Below are 17629 nucleotides of genomic sequence, written 5' to 3' on the forward strand. Positions count from 1 at the left end.
TCCCTATAAATAAAAGCAACAACGAGCATACCAAATATTGAAAAAATTCACAAAAATTTTCTTTACATAATATACTCAATATGATAATTCCTTTAAAATACCTGGTACCTTAGGATTGTTTCAACACTAAATCGAGGTAATATCTTATGACTTTGGTTACTCCTTACATAAAAAATTCATCGCATCTGTCTTTCAATGATCATAATATAATCTCAATTTTTTCTGCCCTACTTCTACTACTCCTAGCATAAATCAAAGTTTTTCATAACTTAAAATTTAATATCTAAATACATTATTTACTTTTAATTTGATTATAAATTTTACTTAAATTCTCGTATTACATTCATTTGGAGGTTGTCATGGTAAATCAACAAATAAAAATTTTTGATACAACGTTACGTGATGGACAACAATGTCCTGGAGCGGGTATGTCATTTGAAAATAATTTAAAATATGCACATATTGCTGCAAAAGCTCAAGTAGATATTTTAGAAATTGGTTTCCCAAGTGCGAGCAAACTTGATCATGCCATTGTCAATACGATTGCAAAAGAATTGTCAGATTATAAAGCGCCTCCCATTCTGACAGCATTATGCCAATTGAGAGAGAATCAAATGGAAATAACTTTACAGTCTTTAGCGCCTGCATTAAAAATTAAAAAAGCACGCTTACATACTTATTTTCCAGTTGATGTTCAATTAATGAATGCTTTAGGAGAGTATGGCAAAAATCATTCAAAAATACTTAAAGATATATTCCATCTCATTCATCAAATAAGCAAATCGGGTATTGAAATTCAATTTTCTCCAGAAGGTTACTCACGAATGGGAGAAAACTTTGATTTTGTAACAGATATCATTCGTGCTGTAATAGAAGGAGGAGCCACAATCATAAATTGCCCCGATACGATTGGGGGCGCATGCAAACTTCAAGGCGATGACTATTTTGTTGAGCACATGAAAAATCATGCTGCTATTATTGCTAAAGAATATCCTCACAAAAATATCATCTGGTCGACTCATTGCCATAATGATTTTGGGTTGGCTTTAGAAAACTCCATGAATGCCATTTTTTATGGGCCAGCAACTCAAGTTGAAGGATGCTTTAATGGAATTGGCGAAAGAGCAGGAAATGTTTCCTTAGAACAATGTATAATGTATATAAAAAAATTCGGTAAAAATTTTAAAAATAATTTGAGTTATTTTACAAATATGCGTTGTGAATTCATACAAGAAATATCAGATTTTATTTCTACAAACATGTTACAAAGACAATTCCACTGGCCCATAACAGGAGAAAATGCCGCAAGACATACATCAGGAGGGCATACAAATGCTATAATTAAAAATCCTCTCTGCTATCAACCCTTTGATCCCAAAGAAATTGGTAATGAGATCAGTTTCCAATTCGGCCCATTTAGTGGGAGCAATCATGCAAAAGAAATTATAGAAAAAAAAGGATATTCATGTTCTGAGCAAGAAAAAACAGAAATCGCCCAATTTATTAAAGACTTTTATGCCGATCGACGAAAAGGAATTACGGATTCTGAATTAATGAATGCATATTTCATTTATAGAAACTCAATTAACTCAGAAAATAAATCTAAAAATTAATTTAATCACAATTAAAAAAGGGAGATTTATGCAAAAAAATATTGTTGATAAAATATGGGAAAAGCATTTAATAAATCATTCTGAAGGAAATTTTTCAATTTGCGGCATCGATTTCAGCTTTTTACACGAAGTGACTTCAGCACAAGCATTTCAAAAGTTAGAAGATCGCGGGATTGCAATTATGAATCCAAAACAATTTATTGCAACCATTGATCACAGTATTCCGACACGCCCTAATCGCAATGAGATATTTGATTTGGCAGCAAAAAATCAGGTAGAATTACTACGTCATAATGCGCAAAAACATGACATTCCTTTTTTTGATTTTGATAGTGGACATCAAGGAATTGTGCATGCCATTGGACCTGAACTCGGTATAACACAGCCTGGTATGACAATTGTTTGCGGAGATTCACACACAGCAACTCATGGCGCTTTTGGTACTTTAGCATTTGGTATTGGAACCTCCGAATTGGCACACGTATTAGCAACAGGATGTTTACTTTTAAAAAAACCCAAAGTCATGAAAGTAGAATTTAAAGGACAAAAAGAAGAAGGTATATACGCTAAAGATCTCATTATGAAACTGATCTCTACCATTGGAATTGGCGGAGCTACCGGTTACGTTATCGAATACACAGGACAAGTCATAAAAAATATGTCAATGGAAGAACGTATGACAATTTGTAACATGAGTATTGAATGCGGCGCCAAAGCAGGTTTGATAAATCCCGATCAGACGACCTATGAATATTTAAAAGAACGCCCCTTTAGTCCTAAGATAGAACAATGGGAGAAGATTATTTCCTATTGGAATTCTTTTGTAAGCGATGAAAATTGTTTTTATGATAAAGAAATTATCATAGATATTTTTGCCATGCAGCCCATGGTCACATGGGGCACAAATCCGGCACAGGCAATAGAAATAAATTCCCTTATTCCCACTAAAATTCAAGTCTCGCCTGCTGAAGAAATAATGTATGAAAATGCAATTCAATATATGCAATTAAATGGTGGTGATAAAATAGAAGGAACCCCCATTGATTGGGCATTTATTGGATCATGCACAAATGGACGTATTGAAGATTTAAGAATTTGTGCAAAAATTTTGAAAGATAGAAAAGTGCACCCTTCTGTTACTCTTTATATTGTTCCTGCATCGGAAGGAGTTTTACAGCAAGCAAAAAAAGAGGGGCTTGATTTTATTTTTAAAAATGCGGGAGCTGATTTTAGAATGCCAGGTTGTTCCCTCTGTTTAGGCATGAATGATGATAAGGTACCAGCAGGTAAAAGATGTATAAGTTCTACCAATAGAAATTTTGTAGGCAGACAAGGAACGGGAAGCTACACCCATCTTGCTTCACCTGCTACAGTTGCGGCAAGCTCCATAAGAGGAAAAATCACTTCACCATTAGAATTTTTATAAATTAAAGGAACAATCATTATGAATAAAATCACAAAAATTTGTGGTAAATGTATTCCTCTTGAAATGAATGATGTCGATACGGACTTAATTATCCCAGCTCAATATCTCACATCTACTTCACAAAAAGGTTATGGAGAAAATCTCTTTAAACGACTTAAAGATCAATCACCTGAGTTTGTTTTTAACCAGCATAAATATTTAGGGGCATCTATTTTAATTACAAAAGAAAATTTTGGATGTGGTTCCTCCCGAGAACATGCTGTTTGGGCATTGCAGGAATATGGTATACAAGCTATTATTGCCAGCTCCTTTGCCGATATTTTTTCGGGTAACAGTTTAAAAAATAGATTGATTTTAATTCAAATGGATAAAGAAATAATAAATAAACTTATTTTAAATTCTAAAAAGAATGATTATTTTCTTGATATTCATATTGTGCATAATAAAATTTATTCCTCACTTGATGAAGACTTTTCTTTTGAAATGGACAATTATCAAAAATCATGTTTCATAAATGGATTTGATGAATTTGATTATTTGCTATCATTTAGAAATAAAATTGAAGAATTTAAACAACAGCAAATTAAAGATAACATTATTCCCAGTTATAATAGGAATCCGAAATGAAAAAAACAATTGCTATTCTACCAGGTGATGGCATTGGCCCTGAAATCATGTCACAAACACTTCGTATTTTAAAAAAAATTGAAAATAAATTCGATCATCAATTTCAATTGGTAGAAGGATATATCGGCGGTTCTGCCTTTGAAAAATACAACTCACATTTTCCTGAAATAACAAAAGTTATTTGCGCAAAATCCGATGCTATTTTATTTGGTTCCGTTGGCGGGCCTCTTGAAAAGGCAGAGTTTCCTAAATGGAAAGATTGTGAAAAAAACTCTATCCTCGCATTAAGAAAAACTTTTCATTTTAGTTCAAATATTCGACCTGCAAAGGTTTTTGCGGAACTTAAAGAGATTTGTCCTTTAAAAGACAGCATCATTGGTAATGGTATCGATATTGTCATCGTCCGAGAGTTATTAGGTGATATTTATTTTGGAGAGCATCTCACATATATTGAAAATCAATTAAGAAAAGCAAAAGACATTTGCGAATATGATGAAAAACAAATTTCAATTGTAGCTCATCAAGCATTTCGTATGGCGAGGAAAAGGAACAATAAAGTCACTTCTGTTGATAAGGCAAATGTCCTCGATACTTCCAAACTCTGGAGAAGCATTGTAAGTGAAGTGGGAAGAGACTATCCCGATGTTACTTTAGAGCACATGCTCGTAGATAATTGCGCTATGCAATTCTTTATTCAACCTACACAATTTGATGTGATTCTCACTTCGAATTTATTTGGCGATATTCTTTCCGATGCCGCCGCTGCTTTTCCGGGAAGTTTGGGCTTAATGCCGTCAGCCAGTTTCAATGAACAAGGATTTGCTCTTTACGAACCTAGTGGAGGATCTGCTCCCCATCTGGCCGGAAAAAATATCGCAAATCCTATAGCACAAATTCTCTCATTATCCCTACTTTTCAAACATTCTTTCGAACTCTTTGAAGAAGCAGATATTATTGAAAAAGCTGTTCAAAAAACTCTACAAGCAGGTTATCGGACAAAAGATATTTGTATTAAAGAAAATGAAGGTATTTCTACAACACAAATGACTGATATTATTTTAAGTCATATTTGATATTTCATCATATATAAATTCAGGTAACCATAAAAAAATTATTTAATTGGTTATGGCACAATAAATAAAATAACCCCTTTAAAATTGATATTTAAAAAATAAAAATGTATAGTATGCTTATTATTTAGAATCTTTTTTACATTTCAAATTAAATTTAAATATGGAGATTATATTATGAGAATTTATATGTTCAAAAAATTTATCAATTTTATATTTTTAATAACAATAAATACATTTTTAATATATCATTCTTACGCAATTCATTTCAATGAACTTTCAGAATCTCAAATTGAAAATATTGTTAAAAGATCATATCAATATGTAGCATTATATAATGTTATAAATAAAGTAGCCATGGCAACGGATAGTCCCATTTCAACAAAGGGATGGAACAAACTCTTTTTAGGAACAAAACTTGCAAATGATTCACTTCAAACCATTGCCCGCGCTAATAGCGATACTCTTTATTCAGTTGCTACATTGGATTTAAGAAACGATCCTATGATTCTTGAAATCCCTTTTATCAATTCCAAATATGTTTCCTTACAAACCTCATCATATGATAACTATATGAATATTATCTTCTCAAAACGTGATGATAATTATAAAAAATCGCAAAAAATTCTTTTTTATAGCGCACGAACAAAAAACTTTAATCCTATGAAAAAAATAAAAAATATTGACCAATATGTGGAATTAAGTGGAGATTTTGGGATAGCTCTTCTTCGTGTCCTGCCCCATTTTAAAAATCAGGAAAAATATCATAATATCGTTCAAAGTATCAATCAAATAAATTTAATATCACTATCAAATTACCTAAATAAAGGATTTCTCACTGCAAAAATAGTTGAATTTCCTCACTTTAGCAATACAGATATAGAAACATTTGGAAATAATTTTTTAGAAGTGATGCAATTTATTTTAAATCATACTACATTTCAACCTGAAAAATATCAACTTGATAAAGAATTACTCGAGTCTTATCAAGCCATAGGAATAGAACCAAAAAAAATTTGGAATCCCAAAAACTTTAGAGATGTTGATCTTCAAAAAGTTTCTCTAATTGCTCAAGAAATTAAAAACAATCAATTTGAAATTATAAGAACACCTGAACAAATTAAATTGTTTGTACCATATTTATTTTTACCAAAAGGATTTGCAAATTTAGATACGATGCTTTTGCAATCTGTGATGGAGCCACTTGGGCTGCCGCAGCTTGAGCAAAAAGACCTCTATTCAATAAGAATGTAAGAACCTGATTTAGAAAAAATGAAATCCAGGAAAATAATGATGGGGAGAGCGATTTTTATCACCCAATAAAATTAAGATAAATATTTTTATTTAGTAGTAGCTTCATTATCTACTTTATTCGCGATTTGCTGTTGAATTGCTTTTTTAAGATCATTTTGTGAATCGCGCTGTGAAAATTTCTTCATTTCTTCCATTATAAAATGCTTTGTTTGATATTGAGGATCTTTTAAGACAACTTGTTTTCCAACACGATTGCTCAAATTAAAAACTAAGGGTGCCTTCAAATTTGCACTCATTTTTTTAGGATCCATAGGAATTGTTACGATAACAGAAATGACAGCATCATTTGGATTTGTAAGTTTTAAAGTAGCAACTTCCTCTTCTGTCACTTCAACCATATAGTCGGGTCGAAAAGAAAGAGGACTTATAACAATAAATGCCATTGTGGGATCGGTAGTGGATTGCAGCCACTTAAAAGGAGAATCATTGTCATGATCAAGAAGTATAAATTGATTTAATTCTGGAAAACCAATAAGCCCATCTGGAAGAGAGATCATATCACCTTCATTGATTTCAACTTCTCCGAAGCGCGATGTATTTATTTTCAAGACAACCCCCTTATCATCACATCAAATCATGACCTCAATTCCAAGGTTAAGTGACAGCATTCAAATGTGCAATAAGAGCTGCCTTTTTTATTGACGTGTCAAAATATCTTGAGCTTAAGAGGCATCAAATGCATACTCTAAATTAAAATAGATTTTATATTGAGGTATGAGAGGAATATTACCCGGATTGAAATTAACATCGCTTGTTTGTCCATAGGGAGTTGCCATTTAATATCTGTATTCTAATTTTCCCAGCCATGAATTATTTATTTTATCTTCGAATTTTAAATGAAGTGATGTAATTTCAAAACTTGGATCATAATGAGTAAACTTAATTTAGAGTAAAATATATTTGTTTGAAAATCATCGCTATATCAAACATTTCCAAAACCTACGGAAATATTTGCCTCCCAATATTTCATATTTTCATCAGCAAATAAAGAAGTTTTATAAAAGATAATAAAACAAAATAAAGACTTATAATAAATCTTCCGATAATTCATATAAACCTGACATATGTTTGAGTTTTATGGAGTGTCATATGCCAGTAATAGAAGACCTCAAAATAAGAAAACAAGAATTAGAAGCAACGCTAGAAGCTTTGACCGAATTAATTCAACGTCGCAATGCATTTCTTGCTAATGTTGAAAGAATGGCATTTGATCGGGTTATAACTCATAAAAGAACATTGCTTAATTTAAGCAGCAAAGGCGATAAAATCAACTATATGCGCCGATCTACTAAATCAATCGATCTTGAAATGAAAAACTCAAGAAAATGCTTATTTATTTTGCACTCCAGGAGAAGGAATTTACTTCGCATACTTGATGAAATTGTTGAACGAATTGATGATTTGCAAAGTACCAATGATGATTTTGTACCAAAAGAGAGTGCTTAAGTAATAAATAATTACCTACTTTACAATTTATAAATCATAAATTAGTATAAAAATGTATATCTATCATTAGTCATAAACATTTTTGCATTGTATACTTATGTTTTACATGCAATTGAAGGCCTATAATAAAATGGATTTGCATAAACTTTTAAATCGCATGAAAGAACATGCATCGAACCATTTCAAAAGAGACTTAAAATTTATTATCATTATATTTTTATCTTTAACGGTATTTATTATTTCTATATTTATGATTTCTAAATATTCTCCATTAAAAATTATCAAACACACTCAATCCAAAAATTCAGAATTTAAAGATAAATCAAATTATAAATCACAAAATAAATTTCGTTTAAATTCTGTTGTTACAGCAACTGCTAAAATCAAAAATATTTCAGTTTATTTAACAGCTCTAGGTACAGTCACTCCTTTGGAAAGTGTCACAGTTAAAACTCAAATTAATGGACAATTATTAAATGTTTATTTTAATGAAGGACAGCTTGTTAAAGAAGGAGATCTCCTCGCAGAAATCGATTCAAGCAGTTATAAGGCGCAATACACTCAATACGAAGGACAACTTCTCAAAGATCAAGCATTACTTAATAATGCCCATCTTGATTTAAAACGTTATCAACTTTTATATCCATCGGGAGGAGTTTCAAAACAAACTCTAGATACACAAGCATGGCTTGTAAAGCAATACGAAGGAACTGTTCAGTCCGATAAAGGACAGCTCGATGCTGTAAAAGTAAATTTAAAATATTGTAAAATCACTTCGCCCATTTCTGGACTCGCTGGTTTACGTCAAGTAAATCCTGGAAATTATGCTCAAACCACAGATCCTAATGGCATTGTTTTTATAAATAAATTACAACCTATTTCTATTATTTTTTCCATTCCAGAAGATTATTTACCGAAAATATTAGACAGAATGAAAAATAAAGAAAAACTTCAGACACAGGCATATAATAGAGAACAGTCAAATATCATTGCCACTGGCGAATTGCTCACGACAGATAATCAAATTGATACAACAACAGGAACAATTAAATTAAGAGCACAATTTCAAAATGAAGCTTATAAATTATTTCCAAATCAATTTGTAAACATAAAACTCTTGATTGACACATTAAATAACGTAACAACTGTTCCCACAGCAGCTATTCAGCATGGCAGTCAAGGTGATTACGTTTTTGTCTTAAATGAAAATCACACTGTAAAATTCCAAAAAGTAACAACTGGAATTGCAGACGGAGAAGATACAGTCATTTTAAGTGGTGTAAAAGAAGGAAATCTTGTTGTCACGGAAGGAGCAGACCGTCTTACAGACGGAGCTGAGGTTTCTTCATGACTAATATTTCTGAACCTTTTATAAAGCGCCCCATTGCCACTTCGCTCTTTATGGTGGCTATTTTTCTCGTAGGAATTTTAGCTTATCAACTGCTTCCGGTATCCGCTCTGCCTGAAGTGGAATACCCCACTATTCAAGTTTCCACATTTTATCCCGGCGCAAATCCCGATGTAATAGCTTCCTCTATTACAGCTCCCTTAGAAAAACAATTTGGTCAAATGCCAGGTTTAAAACAAATGACTTCTTCAAGCTCGGGAGGTGTCTCTTTAATTACGTTGCAATTTAATTTAAAAATGAGTTTAGATGTTGCTGAGCAACAAGTTCAAGCGGCTATTAACACGGGCTCTAGTCTGTTACCTTCAGATCTTCCTAATCCACCTGTATATAATAAAGTCAATCCTGCAGATACACCTATTATAACCTTAGCGTTGACTTCTAAAACACTGCCACTTCCCCAAATAGAAGATTTAGCAGATACGCGATTGGCGCCAAAATTCTCTGAAATATCTGGAGTAGGGCTTGTTACGATCAGTGGGGGACAGCGACCTGCTGTTCGAATTCAAGCAAATACAACGACATTGGCTTCCTATGGTTTAAATTTAGATGATATACGTACCGCAGTGAGTAATGCAAATGTAAATACAGCGAAGGGAAACTTTGATGGCACAAGGCTTTCCTATACCATAAATGCCAATGATCAGCTGTTAACCAGTGAGGCTTACAAACCCCTAATTATTTCATTTAGAAATGGTGCACCGATTCGATTAAAAGATATTGCAGAAGTGGTTGACGGAGCTGAAAATTCAAAACAAGCCGCATGGATGAACGAGGAACCCGCTATTATTTTAAATATACAAAGGCAGCCGGGCTCTAATGTCATAGAAGTAGTTGATAGCATCAAAAAAGTTCTTCCAAAATTAAAGGCGACATTGCCCAGCAATATTGATGTCAAAATATTAAACGATAGAACAACGACTATTCGTTACTCCGTAAAAGATGCGCAATTTGAACTTATTCTTGCCGTTATTCTTGTCGTATTGGTTATTTTTGTATTTCTTAATAATTTACCTGCTACTTTTATTCCAAGCTTAGCTGTTCCTTTATCCTTAATTGGTACCTTTTCTGTCATGTATGAACTTGGCTACAGCTTAAATAATTTAACCATTATGGCTCTTACAATTGCAACAGGATTTGTGGTCGATGATGCGATTGTCATGATTGAAAATATTGCTCGATATATTGAAGAAGGAGAGTCTTCTTTAAATGCGGCTTTAAAAGGTGCTTCCCAAATTGGCTTTACAATTCTATCATTAACTGTTTCTTTAATTGCCGTACTTATCCCTTTGCTTTTTATGGGTGATATTGTAGGAAGATTATTTCGAGAATTTGCTGTTACTTTATCTGTTTCAATTTTAATTTCTGCAATTATTTCTTTAACTTTGACCCCCATGCTTTGTAAACAATTATTACGTCATAAAGATCCAACAAAAAAAGGTAAATTTGAAACCATCGTCCAAAATTTTATTGATGATGTTATTGATAAATATTCAGTTACATTAAGCTGGGTACTTAATCATCAAAAAATGACTCTTTATGTTGCTTTAGCAACACTTATTTTTACTGGATTTCTTTTTTATATTATTCCAAAAGGATTTTTCCCCATTCAAGATACAGGAGTCATTCAAGGCATAACAGAAGCACCACAGTCCATTTCATTTCCAGAAATGTCTAAAAAGCAACAAGAAGTTGCAAAAATAATATTACAAGATCCCGCCGTAGAAAATATTTCTTCATTTATAGGTATTGATGGAATTAATACCACACTAAATAGCGGTCGTATTTTAATTACTTTAAAACCAATTGAAGAACGAAATATCAGTGCATCTGAAGTTATTAGAAAAATACAAAAACAATTAAATAAAGTAGCAGGTATTACTCTTTTTATGCAACCTGTTCAAGATATCACAATTGATGACCGCATCAGTCGTACTCAATATCAATACAGCATCGGCTCACCTAGTGCGGCCGAAGTTGATAAATGGAGCACTTTATTATTAGATAAATTACGCAATGCTCCTGAACTAAGAGATGTTGCAAGTGATGTACAAAATCTGGGACTGCAAAGTAGAATTACAATTGATAGAAGCACTGCGTCACGTTTTGGAATAACACCTGCCACTATTGATTCCACTTTATACAGTGCGTTTGGACAGCGCCAAATATCAACAATGTTTACTCAAATCAATCAATATCATGTGATTTTAGAAGTCACCCCCGAATTAAATTTAACTCCGCAAACAGCACTTGATCATTTATTTATTCAATCTCCCTCAGGAACATCCATTCCTTTTTCGACGTTTGCGACAGTCTCACAAGATATTGGCCCTTTAGTCATCAACAGACAAGGACAATTCCCCGTTGCCACAATTTCTTTTAATTTGGCGTCAGGAAGATCTTTAGGTGACGCTGTGAAAGCAATTGAAAATGGAAAAGAGGAACTGGTTTTTCCAGAAAGTGTACAAACAAATTTTGAAGGTGCTGCAAAAAGTTTTCAAAGTTCCCTAGCGAATGAGGGATTTCTTATTTTTTCAGCCATTGTAGTCGTTTATATTGTTCTCGGTATTTTATATGAGAGTTATATACATCCCATAACAATATTATCTACATTACCGTCAGCTGGGATGGGTGCTCTTCTTGCATTAATAATAACCCGATCTGATTTTGATATTATTGCGCTTATTGGAATAATATTACTTATAGGTATTGTTAAGAAAAATGCTATTATGATGATCGACTTTGCTCTAGAAATGGAACGAAAGCACAATAAATCACCACATGATGCTATTTATGAAGCTTGTTTACTTAGATTTAGACCTATTTTAATGACAACATTGGCTTCTATGTTAGGCGCGATACCACTAGCTCTAGGCTCAGGTATGGGATCGGAGCTGCGCCGCCCCTTAGGAATTTCTATTATTGGTGGTTTAGCCGTCAGTCAGCTTTTAACATTATACACAACACCCGTTATTTACCTTGCATTCGATAGACTATCGCGTTACCTTAGTAACTTTTCATTTGAAAAAAATAAAGAAACTAAAAAAGAGGAAAAAAATCCAACCGCTGTGGAGGAGCCACAGTGAAAAGTCTTTCGACTCCCTTTATTGAAAGACCTATAGCAACTTCTCTTTTTGCCACAATAATTATTCTTGCGGGTATTCTTGCTTTTCGCTTTCTCCCCGTTTCACAACTCCCGCAAATTGAATTTCCCACAATTTTAGTACAGGCTTCACTGCCAGGTGCCAGTCCCGAAATTATGGCGAGCTCTGTCGCCACCCCCTTAGAAAGGCAGCTTGGAAAAATTGCTGGCATAGCAGAATTAACTTCAAGTAGTTCAACGGGATCAACAAGAGTTATCATTCAATTTGATTTAAGCAGAAATATCGATGGTGCCGCTCGGGATGTACAAGCAGCGATTAATGCATCACTCAGTCAATTGCCCACGGATTTACCTGGCAATCCCACATATCGAAAAGTGAATCCCGCCGATGCTCCCATTATGATTATTGCCTTGACTTCTCAAATTTATAGCAAAGGCCAAATATATGATGCTGCTTCCACAATATTGCAACAAAAAGTATCGCAAATTAATGGAGTGGGTCAGGTTGTTGTTGGAGGAAGCTCACTTCCCGGAGTGCGTGTCGAATTAAATCCCAATGCCTTAAATCACTACGGCATTTCCTTAGAAACAGTAAGAGCGGCAATACAAAGTGCAAATGCAAATAAGCCCAAAGGACACATCAGCGATCAATATAAAACATATGATATTATAACAAATGATCAAATATTTAAAGCTTATCAATATAAGCCACTTGTAGTTACTTATAGCAATGGCGCTCCTGTTACCTTAAATGATCTTGGTGATGTTGTTGACTCCGTTGAAGATATCCGAAATGCAGGATTGGCCGATGGAAAGCCTTCCGTATTGCTTATTATATTTAAACAACCTGGTGAAAATGTCATTGAAACCGTCGATCGCGTTAATGAAATGATGCCACATCTAAAAGCATCAATTCCCGCAGGCATTGATATGACTGTCGCAATGGATCGCACTCCCACAATCCGTGCATCTCTTCGTGATGTGGAAAAAACATTAGTCATATCTATTCTTCTTGTTATTCTTGTCGTTTTTTTATTTTTAAAAAATATGAGTGCCACGATTATACCAAGCATTGCTGTTCCTTTATCATTGCTTGGCACTTTTGGCATAATGTATTTTTTAGATTATAGCTTAGACAATTTATCCCTAATGGCACTCACTATTTCAACTGGATTTGTTGTAGATGATGCTATCGTTGTTCTTGAAAATATAACACGACATATTGAAGATGGTATGAATCCCAAACAAGCCGCTTTGCTAGGATCCAAGGAAGTTGGTTTTACAGTTCTTTCTATGAGCATTTCCTTAATTGCCGTTTTTATTCCTATTCTATTAATGGGCGGAATCGTCGGTCGGTTATTTCGTGAATTTGCAGTTACCTTATCCCTTGCTATTCTTGTTTCATTAGTTGTTTCCTTAACCATAACACCTACAATGTGCGCAAAAATGTTAAAATCGAAAAAAGATAATCATAAATCTATACATTCAGATGAAATTAAAGATAAAAATCGAATAAATTTCGCGGATAAATCAAAATATTTTTACGATAAATCCCTACAATGGGCATTAAATCATCCCAGATTTATGCTTTCCTTAACTTTACTTACCGTTGCATTAAGTGTTTTTTTATACATTGTTGTCCCTAAAGGATTTTTCCCACAACAAGATACGGGACGGATTATGGGATCGATTCAAGCTGATCAAAATATTTCTTTTCATAGCATGGAACAAAAATTTACACGCTTTGTAGAAATTATTAAAGCGGATCCTGCTGTTGCTCACGTAGTGGGATATACAGGTGGTGGTTCCATTAATTCAGGTAACGTCTATATAACTCTAAAGCCGGTAGAAGAAAGAAAAATATCTCCCGACTTGGTTATCAATCGTCTCCGCGGAAAAGTCTCAGAAATCACCGGCGCTAAAATATTTATGCAAGCAGCCCAAGATCTTGTTATCGGAGGTCGACAAGGGGGCGCTCAATTTCAATATGCCCTTGCAGCGGATAGTATCCCCGAACTGAATAATTGGGGACAAATTATTATGAATCGCGTAAATCTTTTACCAGGCATTGCGGATGTGAATTTTGATCAAAAGGATCATGGCTTAGAATCATTCGTGAATATTGATCATGATGCCGCCGCTCGATTTGGCATCACACCACTTTCTATAGACAATACGCTCTATGATGCTTTTGGCCAAAGACAGGTCTCAGTGATGTATAAATCTATGAACCAATATCATGTTGTTATGGAAGTGGCGCCTAAATATTGGCAAAGTCCAGAATTTCTCAATGATATTTATTTAAGTTCTTCAGAAAAAACTTTGGTACCTCTTTCTGCTATTGCAAAATATTCGGCAAATTCTTCTTTACTTTCCGTAAACCACCAGGATCAATTTCCCGCAACAACACTTTCCTTTAATTTACTTCCCGGAGTTGCTTTGGGAGATGCTGTTTCTCTTATTGAAAAAACAGTAAAAGAAATGAATTTACCTCCCTCTATACGCGCTTCATTTCAAGGTGCGGCAAAAGCATTTCAAGCATCTTTATCTACACAACCTTATTTAATTTTAGCTGCTATTATTACTGTCTATATTGTTTTAGGAATCTTATATGAAAGTTTAATTCATCCTGTTACTATTCTTTCTACAATTCCATCTGCAGGAGTAGGAGCTTTACTGGCATTAATTATAACAGGAACAGATTTATCACTCATTGCCCTCATTGGAATTATTTTACTTATTGGTATTGTAAAAAAGAATGCCATTATGATGATTGATTTTGCATTGCACGTGAAAAGAAATGAAAATAAATCCTCGCAGGAAGCCATTTACCAAGCAGCTTTGTTACGTTTCCGTCCCATTATGATGACAACAATGGCCGCTCTTTTAGGAGCTGTTCCTTTAGCATTTGGCAGTGGTGTGGGTTCAGAATTAAGAAAACCACTTGGCATATCCATCATAGGAGGTTTGATCGTAAGTCAATTTTTAACACTATATACTACACCAATTATTTACCTTTATTTTGAAAAAATTTCGAATTGGTATCAAAATAAAAGACAACAGCAAAATGGTAAAACTTATGAACAACCTGAAATTTAAAAATAACTTACTTTTTATATTGTTACTTATATCAATCGCATCGCTAACAGCATGCACTGTGGGGCCAGATTACAATAAAGTGACTTTTGAATTTCCTGAAAATTTTAAAGAAACAGCGGATAATAAATGGAAAAAAGCAGATCCTAAAGATGACCATGATAAAGGAAAATGGTGGGAAATTTTTCAAGATCCTGTGCTGAATAAATTAGAAGAACAACTCAATATCTCAAATCAAAATATTGCAGCAGCTATGTCGCAATACGATCAGGCTCAAGCCTTGCTGGGGCAATCTGTTTCCGGATATTTTCCCAATGTCTCAGGATCGGGAGGAGCAACACGACAGAGATCTAGCGCCACAAGTGTAAGCCCTGCAACAGAATCAACAGGAATGAATGGCACTCTCAGCGCAACCTGGGTTCCCGATCTTTGGGGCAGCGTCCGTCGAAATGTAGAAGCTTCTAAAGCTGGTGCCGAAGCCAGCGCAGCACAACTTGCCAATGTTAAGTTAACAGCCCAAGCATCACTCGCCCAATATTATTTTCAAATATTATCCGCAGATAATGATCAAAAACTCCTTGATGACACGACAGAAAACTATAAAAAAGAGTTAGAAATTGTAGAGCAAAGAAAAAGCGCTGGAACTGCTTCCGAATCGGATTATGCTCAAGCCGCGACTCAATACGAACAAGCTCAAGCACTGGCACTGGATAATAAAATCACGCGCGCTCAATATGAACATGCCATGGCTGTGTTACTTGGTAATACACCCTCGGAGTTTTACCTTGAAGCAAAACAGGCAAAATTAATTCCGCCCGATGTTCCTTTAGTGTTACCTTCAGAACTTCTGGAACGGCGCCCTGATGTCGCTCAAGCAGAACGTCTTGTGGAACAAGCGAATGCTCAAATTGGAGTTGCCATCGCTGCTTATTTTCCAAATTTTAATATTACTGCTAATGGAGGATATTCCTCCAGCACATTTGCAAATTTATTTAATTTACCAGCTCTTTTTTGGTCATTAGGAGGTAACTTAACAGAAACATTATTTGATGGAGGATTACGAGGAGCAAAAGTCGATGCCGCAAAAGCAAACTATAAAGCACTCGCAGCACAATATAAACAAACTGTTTTATCCGCATTTCAAAATGTAGAAGACAATCTTGCTGCTACTCGCATTTTAAAAGAGGAGGAAGAATTTCAAAAAAATGCAGCAGCTCATGCACAAACTGTTGAAAACTTAATCACCCATGGCTATGAGGTGGGAACAAACACATATAGCGATGTTATTAATGCTCAGACTACATCTTTTACAGCACAAAAAACCGTAAATGGTATTTCCGCAAAAAGAATGGCCAGTACAGTTAATTTAATCGCAGCACTTGGCGGCAGTTGGCAAAAAGAAGAAAAAAAATAAATTTCACAGCATAAAAAAAATTGATAAAAAGAAGATGGAATACATTTTTAGGTATATAGTTCTTTCTGATATTCTATTGGAGAGATTTTATGAAATTAATATTAATATTAATATTGATAATTATTAATATATTTATTTCGACTTTATTTATTGCATGTAATAATAGCAATTCATCTAATAATAATTACGGTGCTTACTCGGGTCCCGCCTCCTGTGTGAATAATAAAAGTTTGACTTTAGATGAAACCATTGTGGGAGGAAATCAAGTCACAAATAATAATACGACATTAACTGGAAATAATACTGTCGCCATTATTTTAAATAATCAAAATAACACTAAAACCATTGAATGCACGGGAACAATTGTGGCAAGCAATCTAATTTTAACGGCAGGCCATTGTTTTGATGAGGTTGGATCAAGTAACACTTCGCCAGGATGGGTCATATTTGCTGATACTTATGATTCTTTTAATATTAATAATTCTGCTTCCATTTCATGCTGGCAACGTCCTGGTGGATATATTCCTTGCTCTGTAAGCGACACCTATAATTGCATACTAAATGATATTACTTGGGTTAAAATTAATGGAAATATCAGTCGTTTTAATAATTATGTCACAACATCCATTTTAGCAAATCCTCAAACAATTTCAGCAAGAGAATCAAAATGGATGCTAGGATTTGGCAAGTTAAGCGATAACCCCCCAAGTAGGAATTCAAACAAATATATGGTTCAATCAAGTAGTTCTAATACTTATCCCGATACATTACCTTCAGGTGCAGCGAGAGCATTTGATTCCTATACTTTCTCGAATGCCTACGAAAATTATTTAACAGTCATTGGGCCTAATACAACACCACCTAAAGGAACATGCGAAGGGGATTCCGGTGGTCCTGTTTATGTTTTACGTAACGGAAATTACGTATTAGCGGCACTTACTCAAGGATCGAATAGCTTATTAACACCAAAACCAACAAATACAAGCCCCACCTATACTTTCGACTACACTAAATATGCTAGTTGTGATGATGGTTATGGAGTTTATACCACTGTCGGCAATTATATCAGCTGGATTCAATCGTCAAGCGGAGTTACTTTAAGTACTTATTAAATT

General features: G+C 34.2%; 12 protein-coding genes. 11 read left to right on the forward strand and 1 reads right to left on the reverse strand.

The window, feature by feature from the left end; all coding sequences use genetic code 11:
• Positions 1-359 precede the first annotated feature (359 nt).
• The 5 genes from AXG55_RS10375 (at position 360) to AXG55_RS10395 (ending at position 5990) form a co-directional block, all read left to right on the forward strand.
• Positions 360-1613 carry a LeuA family protein gene (locus AXG55_RS10375; protein WP_148698055.1) on the forward strand — a complete coding sequence of 418 codons (1254 nt, stop codon included), beginning with the start codon at positions 360-362 and terminating at the stop codon, positions 1611-1613.
• 28 nt (positions 1614-1641) lie between these two features.
• Positions 1642-3039: a 3-isopropylmalate dehydratase large subunit gene (leuC, locus tag AXG55_RS10380; RefSeq protein ID WP_148698056.1), complete on the forward strand. Its 1398-nt coding sequence runs from the start codon at positions 1642-1644 to the stop codon at positions 3037-3039.
• A gap of 18 nt (positions 3040-3057) precedes the next feature.
• Positions 3058-3666, forward strand: a complete 609-nt coding sequence (gene leuD, locus AXG55_RS10385) for a 3-isopropylmalate dehydratase small subunit (protein ID WP_148698057.1) — start codon at positions 3058-3060, stop codon at positions 3664-3666.
• Positions 3663-4739: a 3-isopropylmalate dehydrogenase gene (gene leuB, locus AXG55_RS10390; protein ID WP_148698058.1), complete on the forward strand. Its 1077-nt coding sequence runs from the start codon at positions 3663-3665 to the stop codon at positions 4737-4739. Before leuD ends, leuB begins: the two co-directional genes overlap by 4 nt.
• Positions 4740-4913: 174 nt before the next feature.
• On the forward strand, positions 4914-5990 hold the full coding sequence (locus tag AXG55_RS10395) for a DUF1254 domain-containing protein (protein WP_148698059.1): 1077 nt from the start codon (positions 4914-4916) through the stop codon (positions 5988-5990).
• A gap of 86 nt (positions 5991-6076) precedes the next feature.
• Here AXG55_RS10395 and fliW read toward each other — a convergent pair whose 3' ends face one another.
• Positions 6077-6598 (reverse strand): flagellar assembly protein FliW, encoded by a 522-nt coding sequence (gene fliW / locus AXG55_RS10400; RefSeq protein WP_148698060.1) that lies wholly within the window; start codon positions 6596-6598, stop codon positions 6077-6079.
• Between the two features lie 541 nt (positions 6599-7139).
• Between fliW and AXG55_RS10405 the strand changes: the two genes are divergently transcribed.
• The 6 genes from AXG55_RS10405 to AXG55_RS10430 all read left to right on the forward strand — a co-directional run bounded on the left by AXG55_RS10405 (position 7140) and on the right by AXG55_RS10430 (position 17626).
• Positions 7140-7496, forward strand: coding sequence for a hypothetical protein (locus tag AXG55_RS10405; protein WP_148698061.1), 357 nt, complete (start codon positions 7140-7142; stop codon positions 7494-7496).
• Positions 7497-7626: 130 nt separating this feature from the next.
• Positions 7627-8847: an MdtA/MuxA family multidrug efflux RND transporter periplasmic adaptor subunit gene (locus AXG55_RS10410; RefSeq protein ID WP_233231149.1), complete on the forward strand. Its 1221-nt coding sequence runs from the start codon at positions 7627-7629 to the stop codon at positions 8845-8847.
• Positions 8844-11987: a multidrug efflux RND transporter permease subunit gene (locus AXG55_RS10415; protein WP_148698063.1), complete on the forward strand. Its 3144-nt coding sequence runs from the start codon at positions 8844-8846 to the stop codon at positions 11985-11987. Before AXG55_RS10410 ends, AXG55_RS10415 begins: the two co-directional genes overlap by 4 nt.
• Positions 11984-15103, forward strand: a complete 3120-nt coding sequence (locus AXG55_RS10420; protein ID WP_148698064.1) for a multidrug efflux RND transporter permease subunit — start codon at positions 11984-11986, stop codon at positions 15101-15103. Before AXG55_RS10415 ends, AXG55_RS10420 begins: the two co-directional genes overlap by 4 nt.
• The gene (locus tag AXG55_RS10425) at positions 15084-16514 is read left to right on the forward strand and encodes an efflux transporter outer membrane subunit (RefSeq protein WP_233231150.1); all 1431 of its coding nucleotides are present in this window, start codon (positions 15084-15086) and stop codon (positions 16512-16514) included. Before AXG55_RS10420 ends, AXG55_RS10425 begins: the two co-directional genes overlap by 20 nt.
• An 89-nt stretch (positions 16515-16603) precedes the next feature.
• Positions 16604-17626: a trypsin-like serine protease gene (locus AXG55_RS10430; RefSeq protein ID WP_148698066.1), complete on the forward strand. Its 1023-nt coding sequence runs from the start codon at positions 16604-16606 to the stop codon at positions 17624-17626.
• Positions 17627-17629 lie beyond the last annotated feature (3 nt).

The sequence above is a fragment of the Silvanigrella aquatica genome, from assembly GCF_001907975.1.
Classification (GTDB): domain Bacteria; phylum Bdellovibrionota_B; class Oligoflexia; order Silvanigrellales; family Silvanigrellaceae; genus Silvanigrella; species Silvanigrella aquatica.